Below are 17,444 nucleotides of genomic sequence, written 5' to 3'. Positions count from 1 at the left end.
AGCGCCCACCTGTTCGCACCGGCCCGGAGGCACCGGAATGAGACTGCTGGTCACCGGCGGAGCCGGCTTCATCGGCTCGCACTTCGTCCGCACGTTGCTCGACGGCCGCTACCCGGGCCACGAGTCCTCCCGGGTCACCGTGGTCGACAAGCTCACCTACGCCGGCAACCGGGGCAACCTGCCCGCCGCCCATCCACGGCTGGACTTCGTCCGCGGCGACGTCTGCGACGCGGAACTGCTCGCCCGCGTCCTGCCCGGCCACGACGCGGTGGTCCACTTCGCCGCGGAGTCCCACGTCGACCGGTCGGTGCGCTCCGCCGCCGACTTCGTCCGCACCAACGTGGGCGGGACCCAGACACTGCTGGACGCCTGCCTGGCGACCGGGGTGGACCGGGTGGTGCACATCTCCACCGACGAGGTCTACGGCTCGATCGCCGAGGGGTCCTGGCGGGAGGACTCGCCCCTGCTGCCCAACTCGCCCTACGCGGCATCCAAGGCGGCGTCCGACCTGATCGCCCGCGCCTACCACCGCACGCACGGCCTGCACGTGTCGATCACCCGCTGCTCGAACAACTACGGCCCGTACCAGCATCCCGAGAAGCTTATCCCGCTGTTCGTGACGAACCTGCTGGAGGGCAGGCCGGTGCCGCTGTACGGCGACGGCCGCAACGTCCGCGAGTGGCTGCACGTCGACGACCACTGCCGGGCCGTCGCCCTGGTGCTCGACCGCGGGGCGGCCGGCGAGGTCTACCACGTCGGCGGCGGCGACGAGCGGACCAACCGGGACATCACCGAGCGGCTGCTCGCCCTGTGCGGCGCCGACCGGTCCCGGGTGCGCCGGGTGACCGACCGCAAGGGTCACGACCTGCGGTACGCGCTGGACGACACGAAGATCCGCGACGAACTGGGCTACGCCCCGCGCGTCCCCTTCGAGCAGGGGCTCGCCGCGACCGTCGCCTGGTACCGCGACAACCCCGGCTGGTGGAAGGCCGTCCAGCACCCCAGCGAACAGTTCGCCCGACCGCGCGTGGAAGGCAGCACGTCATGAACCCGCACAAGGGACTGATCCTCGACGAGACCGTCAAGTACCACCAGGATCTCCAGGACGACGGGCCCTTCGTGCCGGGGACGACGGAGATCTGGCCGGCCGGCGCGGTGCTGGACGAGGCGGACCGCACGGCCATCGTCGAGGCAGCGCTGGAGATGCGGATCGCCGCCGGGCCCAGCTCGCGCCGGTTCGAGTCGCGGTTCGCCCGTAAGCTCGGCCACCGCAAGGCCCACCTGACCAACTCCGGCTCCTCCGCCAACCTGCTGGCGCTGTCCGCCTTCACCTCGCACCTGCTGGAGGACCGCCGGCTGCGCCCCGGCGACGAGGTGATCACGGTCGCGGCGGGCTTCCCGACCACCGTCAACCCCATCATCCAGAACGGGCTGGTGCCGGTCTTCGTCGACGTCGAGCTGGGCACGTACAACACCACGGCGGCGCGGGTCGCCGAGGCGATCGGCCCCAGGACGCGGGCGATCATGATCGCGCACGCCCTGGGAAACCCGTTCGAGGCGACCGAGATCGCCCAGCTCGCCGAGGAGCACGACCTGTTCCTCATCGAGGACAACTGCGACGCGGTCGGCTCCACCTACGACGGCAGGCTCACCGGCTCCTTCGGCGACATCACCACCGTCAGCTTCTACCCGGCCCACCACCTGGCCATGGGCGAGGGCGGCTGCGTGCTCACCTCGAACCTGGCGCTGGCCCGGATCGTGGAATCGCTGCGCGACTGGGGCCGGGACTGCTGGTGCGAACCGGGCGAGACGAACAAGTGCCTGAAGCGATTCGCGTACCAGATGGGCACGCTGCCCGAAGGCTACGACCACAAATACATCTTCAGCCACGTCGGCTACAACCTGAAGGCCACCGACATCCAGGCCGCGCTGGGCCTGTCCCAGCTGGACAAGCTGGACTCGTTCTGCGCCGCCCGGCGCCGCAACTGGCAGCAGCTGCGCGACGGGCTCGACGGCACGCCGCACCTGCTGCTGCCCGAGGCCACCGTGCGCAGCGACCCCAGCTGGTTCGGCTTCGCGCTCACCGTCGACCCCGAGGCGCCCTTCACCCGGGCGGCGCTGGTCGACTTCCTGGAGCAGCGCAAGATCGGGACCCGGCGGCTGTTCGCCGGCAACCTGACCCGCCACCCCGCCTACCTCGGCCGGCCGCACCGGGTGGTCGGGGACCTCGCCAACAGCGACATCATCACCGACCAGACGTTCTGGATCGGCGTCTACCCGGCGCTGACCGAGGAGATGCTGGCCTACGTGATCGCGTCGGTGCGTCAGTTCGTGAAGGCCGGCTCATGACCACCGCCGCCCGCCGCCCCGCCCCGGGCGACGCCGACGCGGTCCGGCTGCGCCCCGTGCTCGACCCCGCGACAGCGCGGCGCCTCGCCCGCTCCGCCGCCACCGCCGAGGGCGCCGGGCCGCGGACCGAGGAGATCGCCGGCTGGCTCGACGCACGCCGGGCGGCCCACCGCTTCCAGGTCGAACGCATCCCGTTCGCGCGGCTCGACGGCTGGTCGTTCCAGGAGGGCAGCGGAAACCTGGTCCATCGCAGCGGCAGGTTCTTCACCGTCGAGGGCCTGCGGGTGACGACCGCGTCCGGCCCGTTCCGCCAGTGGCACCAACCCGTGATCAAACAGCCCGAGATCGGCATCCTCGGCATCGTCGTCAAGGAGTTCGACGGGGTCCTGCACCTGCTGATGCAGGCCAAGATGGAGCCGGGCAACCGCAATCTGCTCCAGCTCTCCCCCACCGTGCAGGCCACCCGCAGCAACTACACCAAGGCCCACCGGGGCGCGGGCGTGCGCTACGTCGAGTACTTCACCGACCGCTCGCGCACCCGGGTCCTCGCGGACGTGCTCCAGTCGGAGCACGGCTCGTGGTTCTACCGCAAGAGCAACCGCAACATGATCGTGGAGGCGCTGGACGACGTCCCGTCGCACGACGACTTCTGCTGGCTGACGCTCGGCCAGGTGGGCGCGCTGCTGCGCCGGGACAACGTGGTGAACATGGACGCCCGGACCGTGCTGGCCTGCGCGCCGTTCGCGGGCGGCGAGAGCGCCGCGCTGCACTCCGAGACCGAGCTGCTGTCCTGGTTCACCGCCGAGCGGTCCCGGCACGACGTGACGGCGGAGCGCGTGGCGCTGGCCGGACTCCCGGGCTGGCGGCGCGACGCGTGGTCCATCGCGCACGAGGACGACCGCTACTTCCGCGTGGTGGCCGTCTCTGCGCGGGCCGACAGCCGGGAGGTGACCGGCTGGACACAGCCCCTGTTCGAGCCGCGCGGCACCGGCGTGACCGCGTTCCTCACCCGGCGCATCGGCGGCGTGCCGCACCTGCTCGCGCACGCACGGGTGGAGGGCGGGTTCGCCGACACCGTCGAACTGGGGCCCACCGTGCAGTACACGCCGTCGAACTACGACCACCTGCCGGCGCGCCCCCCGTTCCTGGACACGGTGCTCGCCGCCGACCCGGCGCGGATCCGCTACGAAGCGGTCCACTCGGAGGAGGGCGGCCGTTTCCTGAACGCGGAGAGCCGCTACCTGTTCGTCGAGGCCGACGAGGCGCAGGCCCCGCTGGAGGCGCCCCCCGGCTATCTGTGGGCGACCGCCGGGCAGCTCACCGGTCTGCTGCGGCACAACCACTACCTCAACGTGCAGGCTCGCACCCTGTTGTCCTGCCTGACCTCGGGAACGGTCGCCCTCTGATGGAGCCACTGCGCATCGGCGTCCTCGGCTGCGCCGGCATCGCCCGCCGCCGCATGCTGCCGGCCTTCCGCGCCTGCCCCGGCACGGAACTCGTCGCCGTCGCCTCCCGGGATGCCCGCCGGGCCCGGGAGACGGCCGCTGAGGCCGGCTGCGAGGCCGTCCACGGCTACGCCGCGCTGCTGGCCCGCACCGACGTCGACGCCGTGTACGTGCCGCTGCCCGCCGCCCTGCACGAGCGGTGGGTACGGGCGGCGCTGACGGCGGGCAAGCATGTGCTGGGCGAGAAGCCGCTCACCACCGATCCGCGGGCCACCGCCGAGCTGGCCGCGCGGGCCACCGCCGCGGGCCTGGCGCTGCGGGAGAACGTGATGTTCGTCCATCACACGCAGCACGCCGCGGTCCTGCGGCTGGTGACGGACGGGGCGATCGGCGAGGTCCGCGCCTTCCGCGCCGCGTTCGCGGTGCCCCGGCGGCCGGACGACGACATCCGCCACGACCCGCGCCTGGGCGGCGGCGCCCTCTGGGACACCGGCGTCTACCCGGTCCGGGCCGCGCTGCACGTGCTGGGCGCGGACCTCGACGTCCTCGGGGCCGCACTGGTGCGCGGCGGACCCGGCCGTAGCGTGGACGTCGCCGGGACGGCCCTGCTGCGCACGCCGACCGGCGTGGGCGCGCACCTGACCTTCGGCCTGGACCACGGCTACCGTTCGATGTACGAGATCTGGGGCAGTGCGGGCTCGCTGACCGTGGAGCAGGCGTTCACCCCGCCCGCCGGCCTGCCGCCCCGTGTACGGCTGGAGCGCTCGGAGGGCGTGCGGGAGATCGCCCTGCCGGCCGACGACCAGGTGCTGCGCACGGTGGCCGAGTTCGCCGACGCGGCCCGCTCGGGCGCACCGCTGGAACCCGTCGCGATGCGCCAGGCGGTCCTGCTGCACCGTATCCGCGCCACCGCCTCCGTCCACTGAGCCCGCCGCCCACCCCGCACCGGCCGGGCGCCGCGGGCCCCGACAGAAGAGACCGAAGGCCATGTCCGTACACCCCGACGAACCCGACTTCCCGCGTGCCCGGACCGATGTCCCGGTGGGCGCCGTCCCGTCCGCCCCGCCCGTCTCCGCGCCGGCCCGCCCGGCGCCCGGCGGCCCGTACCCGGCCGGGTCCGGCCACGAGGTGCGGCCCGTCGTCCTCGACGCCCACGGCATCCCGCTGTCGGGGTTGCTGGCGCAGCCCGCCCAGGGGTCGCCCCGGGCCGTGGTGGTCGCCCTGCACGGCGCCGGCATGCGGGCCGGCTACTTCGACAACCGCGCCCGGCCCGGGCTGTCCCTGCTCGCGCTCGGCGCCGAGCTGGGCTGCACGGTCCTGGCGCTGGACCGGCCCGGCTACGGCGCCTCGGCCCGGGTGCTGCCCCGGGGACAGAGCCTGGCCGGGCAGACCGCGGCCCTGTACGCCGCGCTGTCCGCCTTCGCCCGGGACCACGACACCGGCGCGGGCTGTTTCCTCCTCGCGCACTCAAGCGGTGGCCGACTGGCGCTCTCCGCCGCTGCGGCACCGCACCCGGCGGTACGCCTGCTCGGCCTGGACGTCTCGGGGCTGGGCAGTGCGTTCGCCGCCGTACCGGACGACTTACCGGGGCCGGGCCGGGCCGGTGCCTGGCGCCGGCACTGGGGGGCGCTGCGGCTGTATCCGCCGGACGCGTTCCGGCTGGGGCAGCGGCTGGTGACGCCGGTGCCGACGCTGGAGGCGCGGGAGACCGCGCTCTGGCCGGGCGTGTACGCGGACCTGGCGGGCCGGGTACGGGTACCGGTCCGGTTCACCTTCGCCGAGCAGGAGCAGTGGTGGCGGTGCGACGGGGAAGCGGTGCGGACGCTGATCGCGCCGCTGGCCGCTCCCCGAGTCGTGGTGGACCGGTTGCCGGACGCCGGGCACAACATCAGTCTGGGCTGGGCCGCCCGTACTTACCATCTGCGCGCGCTGGCCTTCCTCGAGGAGTGCCTGCTGGCCCGGGACGCCGCCCCGGCCGTGCGCTGAGGCGCGCGGGCGTCGCCCACGTCCGACCTCCCACGGCCGTCCCGTCCGGACCGAGATCTCCGGCGGGGCGGCCTCTTTTCCCATGTCCGGACGCGGAGTGAACGCAGTGAATCGCCCGCGCCCCGCACGGCACGCTGTCCCGGCACCGGGAAACGCTCCCGGCACAAGGAAACGGACAGAGAACGAACAGAAAGGAGAAACCCGGTGCGAGGCGTCCTCGACCGCACCTTCGCGTCCCTCGCGGTACGCAATTTCCGGCTGTTCGCCGGCGGCCAGTTGGTGTCCGTGGCGGGCACCTGGATGATGGTCGTCGCCCAGGACTGGCTGGTGCTGTCCCTGACGGACGACTCCGCCGGCGCCCTGGGCGCGGTGACGGCCCTCCAGTTCGCCCCGCTGCTCCTGCTTACCCTGCACGCGGGCGGACTCGCCGACCGGCACGACAAGCGTCGGCTGCTGACGGCGGCCAACCTGGTCTCCGGAGTCTGCGCGGCGGCCCTGGCGGCACTGGTGCTGACCGATGGGGTGCGGTTGTGGCACGTCTTCGTGTTCGCCCTGCTGCTGGGCTCGGTCAACGCCGTCGAGGTGCCCGCCCGGATGGCGTTCGTCAGTGAACTGGTCGGCGCCGACCTGCTGCCCAACGCCTCTGCGCTCAGCGCGGCGTACTTCAACCTGGCACGGGTGCTCGGCCCGGCCGCCGCGGGGCTGCTCGTCGCGTGGTGGGGCACCGGACCGGTGATGCTGGTCAACGCGGTCAGCTACCTGGCGACCGTGGCCGGTCTCCGGATGATCCGGCCGGCCGAGCTGCACCGCGCCGCCGTCCGGCCCCGACGCGCCCGGGTCCGTGCCGGCGTCCGGCATCTGCTGGACCGCCGGGATCTGCTGCCGCCGATGGCCCTCGTCGCGGTGACCGGCATGATCGGCTACAACTTCCAGCTCACCCTGCCGCTGCTGGCCCGGACCGTCTTCGACACCGACGCCGCGGCCTTCGGGCTGCTCACCGCCGCGTTCGCGGCCGGCTCCCTGCTGGCCGCGTTCGCCACCACCGCCCGCCGCGGCCGGCCCCCGCTGCGCCTGGTGACGGGAGCCGCGCTGGCCCTCGGGGTGTTCCAGGCACTGGCCGGCCTCGCCCCCGGCTTCCCCACCGCGCTGGCGCTGCTGTGCGCCATGGGATTCGCCTCCGTGTACTTCGCCCAGGCCGCCAACCACCACATCCAGCTGGGTACCGATCCGGCCTTCCGGGGCCGGGTGATGGCCCTGTACACACTGCTGTTCCAGGGCACCACGCCGGTCGGCGCGCTGCTCACCGGTGCGGTCGCCGGGGCGTACGGGGTCCGCTGGGCGATGGTGGGGGCCGGGGTGCTGTGCACGCTGGCGGCGGTGGTCGCACCGGCGGCCGCCCGGCGGCGCGGCGGTCTGCCGGGCACGGCGCGCGCCCCGGAACCGGAAGCGGAACCGTCCGCGCCGCCGCGAATCCCTGACGGAAGTTGACATCCACCTGACAGTTGGATGGTTGTGCCCGGCATCCGCTCGGCGGACACTCGAATACATCCCGAGCACGTACCACTGACCCATTCAGAAACGCGCCACGGACACACCGCCTTCGGCGCTTTCCCTTTTCTGATGAGGAGCAATTCCCGTGCGATTCAATCTCATCGGCCCCTTCGAGATAGTGACCGACGACGGCAGGATCTACCGCCCCGGTACCCCGAAGGTCTGCCAGACGCTGGCGCTGCTGCTCACCCGGCCGAACGAGATCATCACGGCCGAGTCCCTCATCCAGGAGCTGTGGGGGCAACGGCCGCCACGCAGCGCCGTCACCACCCTCCAGACGTACGTCTACCACGCCCGCCGCATGTTCGCGAACGAACGCCTGACCGACCCCGACCGTTCCCTGATCGTCACCTCACCGCCCGGGTACGCGATCCAGGTGGCCGACGGGGAGGTCGACGTCCAGGTCTTCGAGCGGCTGGTCAACGAGGCCCGCAGGGAACTCGCGGACGACGAACCCGCCCTGGCGCTGGGCACGGTCGGTGAGGCGCTGGACCTGTGGCGCGGCCCGGCGCTGGCCAACTTCCCCGCGGGCGACGTGCTCACCGGACACATCGCGCACCTGGAGGAACTGCGCATCAGGGCCTACGAGATCCGGATCGAGGCCAAGGACCGGCTGGGCCAGCACCGGGAGTCCATCCCGGAACTGCGCCGGCTGGTCAGCGAGCACCCGCTCAACGAGTGGTTCCACAGCCGGCTCATCGCCGCCCTCGGGGCCACCGGCCGCCGCGCCGAGGCACTCCAGGCCTACCAGAACGTGCGCCGGCTGCTCGCGGACGAGCTGGGTCTGGAGCCCTCGCTGGAGCTGAAGCGGCTCCAGTTGCGCATCCTGAACCCGGAGCCCGCCGACGGCACCCCGTGGCACCCGTCGCGTCCCGCGCGCCGTGACCTCGTGGCCGCGAAGTCGGCCTGAGCCGATCCGGCGGCGGCCCGGCGGGACTCGCTCCCGCCGGGCCGCCGCCGTGGGGCGCCCGCTACGACTCGTCGCCGTCGACCGCGGCGAGGGAGCGCAGGATCGCGGTCTGCCTGGCGTCGCGCACCCGGACCCACTCCTCGTAACTGCGGGTCCCGTACGCGGCCTCCGCCTGTTCGATGAGGGAGGTGACGGTGGCCTCGTCCATGGCGGGGCGGCCCAGTTCCTCCCAGCCGCGCTCCAGCCCCGACCCCAGGGTGCCCAGCCACTTGCGCAGGCCGCCGTGGCCGCCGCCGAGGTGGAAGGCGAGGAACGGACCGACGGTGGCCCAGCGCAGACCGATGGAGTGGGTCACCACCCGGTCAAGCTCCTCCAGGCTCACCACGCCCTCGCGTACCAGGTGTACCGACTCGCGCAGCAGCGCGGACTGGAGCCGATTGGCGGCGAAGGCCAGGACCGGCTTGCGCAGCACGACGGGCACGCGGCCGACGGACTCGAAGAACTCCACGGCCTCGCGGACCGCGTCGGGGGAGGTGCGTCCGCCCGCCACCACCTCCACCAGCGGCACCACGTGGGGCGGGTTGAAAGGATGACCGACCACCAGACGGGAGGAGTCGGCCATCCGCGCGCCCATGTCGTCGGGGTTGAGCGTGGAGGTGGACGACAGGATCAGTGTCCGGACCGGCGCGGCCTTGCCGATCAGCTCGAACAGCTCCTGCTTGAGTGCGAGGTTCTCCGGCGCGTTCTCCACGACGACGTCGGCGTCGGCGACCGCGCGCTCGACGTCCGGCTCGAACTCCAGCCGGTCGGCGAAGCCCGCCGGGTCGGCGGTGCCCTCGGGCAGATAGGGCGTGAACAGGTCGAGTGCCTCGGCGACGATGCGCGGCGCGTCGGCTCGCCGGCTGTTGACCCGCACCCGCAGGCCGTGGCCGAGGAACAGGGCGATCCAGCCCAGTCCGATGGTGCCGGGGCCGATGACGGTGACCGTGCGGGGCCCGGCGGCGCCCGTCCCCGCGGTCCGCGTGCCGGTCCCGCTCACGCCCGGCCCTCCTTCAGCTTCGGGATGACCCGCTCGGCCATCAGTCTCATCGTGGTGGCGGCGACCTCGAACGGCAGGTGGCCGGAGTGCACTCCCAGGCTGATGGTGATGTCGTCGCCGAACCACTCGCCGATCTGCTCCAATTGGGCCCGTACCTGCTCCGGCGAGCCGATGAGCAGCTTCTTCTGCTCCAGCTTTGAGTCGAAGTGCGAGCTCTGGGTGGCCTTGACCAGGTTCTCGTAGCCCGGATAGGCGTCGGAGCGGGTGTCGGCCCAGGCGGCGACCGCGTCGCGGATCGCGGCGGTGTTGCGGTCGTCGTCGTGGCGGCCCTTGCTCCGGGCCGTCTCTCCGTCCTCGGCCACCACGCACGGGTAGCTGAAGTGGATCCGCTCGGTGCCGGGGGTGCGGCCGGAGTCGGCCCACTCGGCGCGGTAGACCGCCAGCCGGTTCTGCAACTCCTCGGTGGACATCACGTTGGGCACGGACTGCAGGTGATGGCCGGCACGGCCGGCTTCCGCGCACGACTCTGCGCTGCGCGCGGTGGTCACGAACACCGGCGGGTGCGGCTCCTGCACCGGGCGCGGCAGCAGGGTGACCGGTCCGAACCGGTGGAAGCGGCCCTCGAAGACCACGTCCTCCTCGGACCACAGCCGCTTGATCGCCTCGACGCCCTCCAGGAATCGGTCCTTGGACTCGTCGATGGGGATGCCGAAGGCCTTGAACTCGTCGGGCAGGAAGGCCCGGCCGAAGGCCGCGTCGACCCGGCCGCCGGAGATGTTGTCGAGCATGGCGAGCTTGCCGGCCAGCTTCACCGGGTGCTGGAAGGCCGGGATGGTCGCGCTGGTGCCCAGCCGGACCCGCTTGGTACGGCCGGCCGCCGCCGCCAGGAAGGTCACCGGGTCGGGGCTGTAACCGCCGTAGGGGAAGAAGTAGTGCTCGACCATCTTGACGTGGTCGAACCCGAGTTCCTCGGCCAGGTCGACCAGTCGGAGCGCCTCGTCGAAGTACTGACGCCCGGACTTGTCGGTGGGGCCCACGGTGGGAAAGAAGACGATGCCGAATTTCATGGGAACTCCTCAGTCGCGGCCGGAGCCGTCGTGGTACAGGTCACGCTCGCGGACCTGCCAGCCCCCGCCGTCCGCCGGCACGAGGTGGTCGTGGCACAGGACGCTCGCGAAGATCTCGAGGGGGCCGCCTCGCCGGGTGCGCATGGCCAGCGCGTAGGTGCGGGTGCGCAGGGAGCCGTCCGGCTGCGGGCGCACGTCGAGCATGGACAGCCAGTGCCGGAAGTCGGTCTTGTCGGCGTCCAGCCGGCCCTGCCGCGCGACGGCCGACTCGCGGATCGCGGCGCGGCCCTCGAGCGGCGCGTCCAGCCTGCTGGCCTCCTGGAAGGTGGCGTCCTCGGTGAACGTCCCGGCCCACTCGACGGGACGGCCGTCGTCGATCAGGCCCATCTGGCGGGCGTAGAACTGCTGGACCTGTGCGTACAGGTCGGCGGAGACGAAGGGCTCCGCGGCCGCTCGGGTGAGGGCGGTGTCACTCATGGAGTCTGCCTTTCGGGACGGGCGCCGGTCGCCCGGCGGGGGATGGCCGGCCGGGTTCACGGGTGGGCCGGCAGAGCGGCGTCGGCCAGCAGCCGGGCCCCGTAGCCGTCGCCGGCCGGGTCGAAGCGCAGGGCCACGTGGCCGGCCAGGCCATGGACGTCGCGCCAGATCCGCTGGAGGGGGTGCCCCGTCGACCGGGCCGGGCCTCCCGCGGTGCGCAGCAGGCCCTCCACGACGTCCACCAGCCGTTCGACGGCGTAGGCGCAGTCCGCGGGGTTGCGCAGCTGCTCGACCGCCGACGCCCCGGGCGCGTCCGCCACCCGGGCGGCGCGTTCGAGGAGCAGGGTGGCCGCGTCGGTGGCGATGGCGGCGCGGGCCAGCTGACCGGCCCGGCGCGGGTCGGCGGTGGCGGCGCCGAACGCCTGGTGCCCGGCCCACGCGTGCAGGGCCGCACGGGCCGAGCCGAGCGCGGGCGCGCCGAAGAGCAGACCGCTGAGCAGCCGCAGCGGGGCGGTGTGGCAGCGGGCGTCGGAGCCGACGCTGCGGCCCTGGAGCATGGCGTCGCGACAGAAGCCGCGGTGTGCGGGGACGAGGACGTTGTCGACGACGAGGGTGTTGCTGCCGGTGCCGCGCATGCCGACGGGGTGCCAGGTGTCCACCACTCGGTAGTCGGTCCGCGGCAGTGCGAGGAACCAGGGGACCTGCGCGCCGTCCCGCGGCACCAGCGCGCACACCAGGGCCCAGTCGGAGAAGTCGACCGCGCTGGTGCTGGCCCATTCACCGGCCACCCGCCAGCCGCCGGCCACCGGGGTCGCCGTGCCCCGCGGTACGAGCGCGCCTACCACCGCGGTGTCTGGGCCGGCGGCCCACAGCTCCTCCTGTCCCCGCTCGGGCAGGTAGGCGCCCATCCGGGCGGCGCCCGCGATCACCGAGCCGCACCAGGCGGCGGAGGTGCAGCCCTCGGCGAGGGCGGCGACGGCGTGCAGCAGGTCGGTGGCGGTGCCGGCGGCGCCGCCGTGCCGGGCGGGCACGAAGTGCCGGGCGAAACCGGCGCCGACGACGGCGTCGGCGACCTCCGCGGGCAGGCGGCGCCGGGTGTCGGCTTGTTCGGCGTGACGAGCGGCCAGGACGGCCGTCTCCCTCGCCGTGGAGACCAGGTCCGTGTCGGACCTCGGCCGGCTCGGCATCGTGGACCACTCCCTCGTTCCTCGGGACGCCTTGCCCGGTGGGCGGCGACGACGACGCCACCGTGACCGTGCCCGATCCAGGTGCGATGGAGCACGGCTCGACGGTCGCCGCCGGGGACGGTCCGGCGGCGGTTCCCGGCGGCTCTCGACCCGGGTTCGACCGGGGCCCCGCACGCTCGGGTCCGAGGGGGGGCGTCGTGCGGCGACCCCGCGCCTACAGACAGGTGAGGTGAGGAGTCAGTGAAGGGAATCATCCTGGCGGGAGGCAACGGCACACGGCTGCACCCCATCACCCTGGCGGTGTCCAAGCAGCTGCTGCCCGTGTATGACAAGCCGATGGTGTACTACCCGCTGTCGGTGCTGATGCTGGCCGGGATCCGGGACATCCTCGTCATCTCCTCGCCCCGGGACCTGCCGCAGTTCCGCAAGGTGCTGGGCGACGGGAGCTCCCTCGGCATCGGCCTCTCCTACGCCGAGCAGGCCCGGCCCGGTGGGCTCGCCGAGGCCTTCACCATCGGAGCCGACCACATCGGCGACGGCTCCGTGGCGCTGGTGCTGGGCGACAACATCTTCCACGGGCCCGGCTTCTCCCTGCTGCTCCAGGAGCACACTCCGCACACCGACGGCGCCCTGCTGTTCGGGTACCCCGTGCGCGACCCGGAGCGGTACGGGGTCGGTGAGGCCGACGAGGAGGGCCGGCTGCTCTCCATCGAGGAGAAGCCCGCCCGGCCCCGCTCCAACCGGGCCATCACCGGCCTGTACTTCTACGACAACGACGTGATCGGCATCGCCCGGGGTCTGCGCCCCTCGGCCCGCGGCGAACTGGAGATCACCGACGTCAACAAGGAGTATCTCGCCCGGGACAAGGCCCGGCTGGTGGACCTCGGACGAGGATTCACCTGGCTGGACACGGGCACGCACGACTCGCTGCTGGACGCCGGGCAGTACATCCAGACGCTGGAGCACCGCCAGGGCCTGCGGATCGCCTGCATCGAGGAAGTAGCCCTGCGCATGGGCTTCATCGACGCCGAGCAGTGCTTCCGGCTGGGTGAGCGGCTGGGCGGTTCGGGCTACGGCCAGTACGTCATGGAAATCGCCCGGTCGCTGCGGGACGCCGGTCCGCAGGAGCGGGCGGGCTCGCTGGCCGGCCCCCGGTACGGCGGCCTGGCGCTGCCCACGACTGTGTGAACTCCTCGCTCCCGACCGGAGCCCCGCTCGAGCCGTTCTCGTGCGGGGCTCCCGCGGAGTGTGCTGGGGTGGCGGCCAACGGCAGTCGAGCCGGGGAGCACCGAGCGCATGGAGGGCACGATGACCAACCGCACACACGGCGGCGCGGACGAGCAGGAGGTGACCCTCTGGGTCGATCCGGTGTGCGCCTGGACGTGGATCACCTGCAAGTGGCTGCGTGCGGCGGCCTCGGTGCGCCCGCTGAAGGTGTCGGTGCGCCCCACCGGCCTCGGCTACTTCCAGGGCCCCGCGGCCTCCGACGAGGAACACGCCCGGTTCCGCGAGCTGGCACCCGGCCCGGTGCGGGTGCTCGCCGCCGCGGCCGCGCGCGAGCCGGGGGCGGTGGGCCCGCTGTACGAGGCGGTGGCGCGTCGCTTCCACGAGCCGGGCGGTCTGTACGACGGGCTGCACGAGCGGGTGCGGGGGCTGTCGCACCGGGAGAAGCGCGAGGTGCAGGCCACGTTGCTGGAGCGGGCCCGGACAGTGGTCGGCGAGGCGCTGGCCGAGTGCGCGCTGCCGGCGGAGCTCGCCGCTGCCATGGAGTCCCCCCGGTGGGACGACGACCTGCGGGCGGCCCACGACTCCGTTCCGCGGGACGGGAGGGAACTGGAGGTCATCGGGGTGCCGGTGATCTCGGTGGGCGGCGGGGTCGGCGTCTTCGGCCCGGTCCTGCGCTCGGCCCCGGCCGGTGAGCGGGCGGGCGTCCTGTGGGACGCCTTCTCCGCGCTGGTCGCCGAGGACGCCTTCCTGGAGCTGCGCCGGGTCACTCCGCGTCCTGCGCCGGCGCCCGCGGGCTGAGCGCGGCCACCGCGCGGGGCGGGGCCCGGCGGACCGTACGTCCGCCGGGCCCCGCCCTGTTCTCCCGCGTCGGCCGGGTCGCGGCGCTCAGGATGCCGCCTGCTCGGGCTCCGGGACGCTCGTCTCCGGGGCCGCGAGGTCCTTGGCCCGCCCGGGAAGCAGGAAGGCCAGCGCGAAGCCGATGAGCATCACGCAGCCGCCGACCAGGAAGACCGTGCTCATCGCCTGGGCGATGCCTTCCACCACCGGGCCGGCGAGCCGCGGGTCGGCGGTGAGCAGGAAGGAGGTGTCGTCGAGACTGAGCTCGCCGCTGCCCCGCACGATGTCCACGATGGGCCCGTTGGCCGGGTGCGCCACCACCGCCGGATCCCCCATCGCCGCCCGGAATCCGGCGTCCCGGCCTGCCTGCCGCACCGACTGGGCGATCCTGCTGCCCGCCATCGAGAACATCATCGCCAGGAACAGCGCCGTGCCGGCGGCGCCGCCGATGCCGCGGAAGAACGAGAAGGCGGCGCTGGAGACGCCCATGTCCTCCTTCGCCGAGGTGTTCTGGAGGGCCAGCAGGGTGACCGGGAAACAGATGCCGACTCCCGCGCCGAGCACGTAGATCAGCAGCCCGACCAGCCAGAGTGAGGAGTGCTGGTCGAGCGAGGCGAACACGAACAGCGTGCCGGCGACCACTCCCATGCCGAGCACCAGGAAGTCCCGGTAGCGGCCCGATCGGTTGATGACCTTGCTCAGGCCCCGGCTGGTGGTGAGCACGCCGAGCGTCTGCAGGATCAGCATCAGCCCCGCCTCGCCGGGCGTCTGCCCCTTGACCAGCTGGAGGTAGAGCGGAAGGAAGATCAGCGAGCCGAACACCCCGACGCCGACGATGACGTTGGCACTGTTGATCACGGCGAACATGCGGTTGCGGAACAATCTGAGCGGGATCACGGCCGCGTCCGCCATCCGCCGCTCGGTGATCAGGAAGAGCACCAGGCCGACCGAACCGATCGCGAGCAGCGACAGGGTGAGGGGCGAACCCCAGCCCCAGTGCCTGCCCTGCTCGGAGACGACCAGCCACGGGCCGAGGCAGACGATCAGCCACGACGCCCCGACGTAGTCGATGCGCTGCGCGCGGCGTTTGCCGGGCATCGTGAACTTGATCTGCACCACCAGCAGGGCGGCGATCCCGATGGGGAGGTTGATCAGGAACGCCCAGCGCCAGCCGTCGATCCACAGCAGCGTGTCCGCGCCCGCGAACAGCCCGCCGATCGGCGCCCCCGCCACGCCGGCGACGGCCGACACGGCGGAGAACCAGATCTGGTAGCGGGCCCGGAGCTCGGGCGTGAGGACGTCGCCCATGATGGCGAAGGCGAGGGCGGTCAGCCCGCCGCCGCCGACGCCCTGCACCGCCCGGAAGGCGGCGAGCTGGTACATCGACCCGGCCAGGCCGCACAGCAGCGAACCGGTCAGGAAGACGCCGATGGCCAGCAGGTACAGCTTCTTGCGGCCGTACAGGTCGGACAGCTTGCCGAACAGCGGGGTCGCGATCGTGGAGGTGACCATGTAGGCCGTGGTCGCCCACGCCTGAAGGGTCTGACCGTGCAGTTGGTCGGCGATCGTCCGCATCGACGCGGCGACGATGACGAAGTCGAGCGAGGACAGCATCAGGCCCAGCATCAGCCCGATGATGACCACCCGTACGGCCCGGAACTCCGGTGTGCCCGGTGTCTCCGCGGCCACCCGCTCCGCACTCATGGGTCAGCCCTCGTACGGGCGTGCGGCGCGGCCTTCGCGCAGGGTCCGGCCCCACCAGTCGAGCTGGCCCAGCAGGACGGCGGCGGCCTTGGCGCAGCCGCCCTCGTCGAGCGGGCGGCCGTTGTCGTCGAACTTCTCCCACGCCATGGCGAAGCTGACGGTGTCGCGCAGGGTGACCGCGTGCAGCTCGGCGAAGACCTGGCGCAGCTGCTCCACGGCCCGCTGGCCGCCGGCCATGCCGCCGTAGGAGACGAAGCCGACCGGCTTGGCCCGCCATTCGCTGTAGACGTAGTCGATGGCCAGCTTCAGGGAGGCCGGGTAGCCGTGGTTGTACTCGGGCGTGACGACGACGAAGCCGTCGAGCCCGCCGATGCGCTCGGCCAGACCGGGGGCGCCCTGCGGGGCGCCGGACGGGTCGAGGGTGAGCTTCAGCTCCTCGACGAGGGCGGGCTCGGACAGGTCGATGACGTGCGTCTCCATGTCGTCGCGCTGGTCGATCTCGGAGATGAACCACTGCGAGACCTTGTCGGCGAACCGGCCGGTGCGCACACTGCCGATGAGCACGCCGATCTTCAACGGTGCCTGGGACATGGGGGGTTCCTCGTTTCGGTGAAAGGACGGACGGGAGGCGGTCGGGTGGCGCGGGGCGGTCCCGGAGCGGTGCCCCGGGACCGCCCGGCGGTGTGTCAGGCGACCAGCAGAACGATCTTTCCGCGGCCGTGACCGGTCTCCAGTTCGCGGTGCGCGTCCGCCGCCCGGGCCAGGGGGAAGGTCGTGCGGACGTGGACCTTGACCTTGCCCTCGGCGACCAGCGCGGCCAGTTCGGCGAGCCGGGCGGCGGAGCGCCGGCTGCCGATCCAGCGCACACCCAGCTCCTGGTAGACGTCGAAGGCGAAGATGGTGCCCACCCGGTCCTTGTCCTTGACCAGTTCGGCCGCCACGCGCAGGCCGTCGGCGCTCGCGGTGTCCAGGGCGGCGTGCACGCCTTCGGGCGCCGCCTCGCGCACCCGGTCGATCAGACCTTCGCCGTAGGCGACCGGGATCGCGCCCAGTTCGCGCAGGTACGCGTGGTTCTCCTCGCGCGCGGTGGCGATCACCTTGGCGCCGCGCAACACAGCGAGCTGCACCGCGATGGTGCCGACGCCGCCGGCGGCGCCGTTGACGAGGACGGTCTCGCCCTCGCCGACCCGGAGGAGCTCGATCGCCGTGTGCGCGGTCTGCCCGGAGGCGGAGAGGCTGCCGGCCACCTCCCAGGAGAGCGCGGCGGGCTTGGCCACGATCTGGTCGGCGGGGGCGACCACGTACTCGGCGTAGGTGAGCTGGGTGCGGTAGCCCAGCACCTCGTCGCCGACGGAGAAGTCGGTGACGCCCTCGCCGACCTGGTCCACCACGCCGGCGAAGTCGCCGCCGGTGATGTGCGGGAAGGTGATGGTGAACCCGGGCGGGTTCCAGCCGGAACGCACCGCGCAGTCGGTGGGCTGTGAGCCGGCCGCCTTCACCCGCACCCGCACCTCGCCCGGGCCCGCTTCGGGAGCCGGAACCTCCATCAGCTCCAGGACGTCAGGCCCTCCGAACGCGTGGAAAGCAGCAGCCTTCATGTTCAACACCCCTTTGTAGCAACGTCTTTGCGGTCGCAGGCCCGTGGCGGGGCCCACTGAAGAACCT

The 17,444-nt window shown here is 72.9% G+C and carries 16 protein-coding genes; 9 read left to right on the top strand and 7 right to left on the bottom strand.

Annotated features, from left to right (window positions below):
* Window positions 1–37 precede the first annotated feature (37 nt).
* The 7 genes from rfbB to ABEB07_RS31990 all read left to right on the top strand — a co-directional run bounded on the left by rfbB (window position 38) and on the right by ABEB07_RS31990 (window position 8,241).
* On the top strand, window positions 38–1,048 hold the full coding sequence (gene rfbB, locus ABEB07_RS32020; RefSeq protein WP_176146785.1) for a dTDP-glucose 4,6-dehydratase: 1,011 nt from the start codon (window positions 38–40) through the stop codon (window positions 1,046–1,048).
* Window positions 1,045–2,349, top strand: coding sequence for a lipopolysaccharide biosynthesis protein RfbH (gene rfbH, locus ABEB07_RS32015; protein WP_345671543.1), 1,305 nt, complete (start codon window positions 1,045–1,047; stop codon window positions 2,347–2,349). Before rfbB ends, rfbH begins: the two co-directional genes overlap by 4 nt.
* Entirely contained in the window at window positions 2,346–3,755 is a 1,410-nt protein-coding gene (locus tag ABEB07_RS32010) for an NDP-hexose 2,3-dehydratase family protein (RefSeq protein WP_345671542.1), read from the top strand. The genes rfbH and ABEB07_RS32010 overlap by 4 nt, the downstream gene beginning before the upstream one ends.
* Window positions 3,755–4,720 carry a Gfo/Idh/MocA family protein gene (locus ABEB07_RS32005; protein WP_345671541.1) on the top strand — a complete coding sequence of 322 codons (966 nt, stop codon included), beginning with the start codon at window positions 3,755–3,757 and terminating at the stop codon, window positions 4,718–4,720. Before ABEB07_RS32010 ends, ABEB07_RS32005 begins: the two co-directional genes overlap by 1 nt.
* Window positions 4,721–4,922: 202 nt before the next feature.
* On the top strand, window positions 4,923–5,780 hold the full coding sequence (locus ABEB07_RS32000) for an alpha/beta hydrolase (RefSeq protein ID WP_345671630.1): 858 nt from the start codon (window positions 4,923–4,925) through the stop codon (window positions 5,778–5,780).
* 204 nt (window positions 5,781–5,984) lie between these two features.
* On the top strand, window positions 5,985–7,268 hold the full coding sequence (locus ABEB07_RS31995) for an MFS transporter (protein WP_345671539.1): 1,284 nt from the start codon (window positions 5,985–5,987) through the stop codon (window positions 7,266–7,268).
* A gap of 148 nt (window positions 7,269–7,416) precedes the next feature.
* On the top strand, window positions 7,417–8,241 hold the full coding sequence (locus ABEB07_RS31990) for an AfsR/SARP family transcriptional regulator (protein WP_345671537.1): 825 nt from the start codon (window positions 7,417–7,419) through the stop codon (window positions 8,239–8,241).
* A 61-nt stretch (window positions 8,242–8,302) separates the two neighbouring features.
* On the opposite strand, the gene ABEB07_RS31985 is transcribed toward ABEB07_RS31990, so the two are convergent.
* Genes ABEB07_RS31985 through ABEB07_RS31970 form a run of 4 tightly spaced genes read right to left on the bottom strand, consistent with a single transcriptional unit; the run spans window position 8,303 to window position 12,011 of the window.
* The gene (locus ABEB07_RS31985; RefSeq protein ID WP_345671536.1) at window positions 8,303–9,280 is read right to left on the bottom strand and encodes a 3-hydroxyacyl-CoA dehydrogenase NAD-binding domain-containing protein; all 978 of its coding nucleotides are present in this window, start codon (window positions 9,278–9,280) and stop codon (window positions 8,303–8,305) included.
* Window positions 9,277–10,347 carry an LLM class flavin-dependent oxidoreductase gene (locus tag ABEB07_RS31980; protein ID WP_164583950.1) on the bottom strand — a complete coding sequence of 357 codons (1,071 nt, stop codon included), beginning with the start codon at window positions 10,345–10,347 and terminating at the stop codon, window positions 9,277–9,279. Before ABEB07_RS31980 ends, ABEB07_RS31985 begins: the two co-directional genes overlap by 4 nt.
* A gap of 9 nt (window positions 10,348–10,356) precedes the next feature.
* A complete protein-coding gene (locus ABEB07_RS31975; RefSeq protein WP_164583951.1) occupies window positions 10,357–10,824 on the bottom strand; it encodes a nuclear transport factor 2 family protein in 468 nt (155 codons plus the stop codon).
* Window positions 10,825–10,880: 56 nt separating this feature from the next.
* A complete protein-coding gene (locus ABEB07_RS31970; protein WP_345671534.1) occupies window positions 10,881–12,011 on the bottom strand; it encodes an acyl-CoA dehydrogenase family protein in 1,131 nt (376 codons plus the stop codon).
* Between the two features lie 240 nt (window positions 12,012–12,251).
* On the opposite strand from ABEB07_RS31970, the gene rfbA reads away from it, so the two are divergent.
* Window positions 12,252–13,199: a glucose-1-phosphate thymidylyltransferase RfbA gene (rfbA, locus tag ABEB07_RS31965; protein ID WP_176146794.1), complete on the top strand. Its 948-nt coding sequence runs from the start codon at window positions 12,252–12,254 to the stop codon at window positions 13,197–13,199.
* Between the two features lie 120 nt (window positions 13,200–13,319).
* Window positions 13,320–14,036: a mycothiol-dependent nitroreductase Rv2466c family protein gene (locus ABEB07_RS31960; RefSeq protein ID WP_345671533.1), complete on the top strand. Its 717-nt coding sequence runs from the start codon at window positions 13,320–13,322 to the stop codon at window positions 14,034–14,036.
* Between the two features lie 87 nt (window positions 14,037–14,123).
* On the opposite strand, the gene ABEB07_RS31955 is transcribed toward ABEB07_RS31960, so the two are convergent.
* From ABEB07_RS31955 to ABEB07_RS31945, 3 genes are all read right to left on the bottom strand, one after another.
* A complete protein-coding gene (locus ABEB07_RS31955; protein ID WP_176146796.1) occupies window positions 14,124–15,779 on the bottom strand; it encodes an MDR family MFS transporter in 1,656 nt (551 codons plus the stop codon).
* 3 nt (window positions 15,780–15,782) lie between these two features.
* Window positions 15,783–16,370 (bottom strand): NADPH-dependent FMN reductase, encoded by a 588-nt coding sequence (locus ABEB07_RS31950; RefSeq protein ID WP_164582931.1) that lies wholly within the window; start codon window positions 16,368–16,370, stop codon window positions 15,783–15,785.
* A gap of 95 nt (window positions 16,371–16,465) precedes the next feature.
* The gene (locus ABEB07_RS31945) at window positions 16,466–17,377 is read right to left on the bottom strand and encodes an NADP-dependent oxidoreductase (protein ID WP_164582929.1); all 912 of its coding nucleotides are present in this window, start codon (window positions 17,375–17,377) and stop codon (window positions 16,466–16,468) included.
* Window positions 17,378–17,444 lie beyond the last annotated feature (67 nt).

It is taken from the genome of Streptomyces similanensis, from assembly GCF_039543625.1.
In the GTDB taxonomy this organism is placed as follows: domain Bacteria; phylum Actinomycetota; class Actinomycetes; order Streptomycetales; family Streptomycetaceae; genus Streptomyces; species Streptomyces similanensis.
Note: the sequence above shows the minus strand (reverse complement) of the source record. Positions and strands in the feature narration are given on the sequence as shown.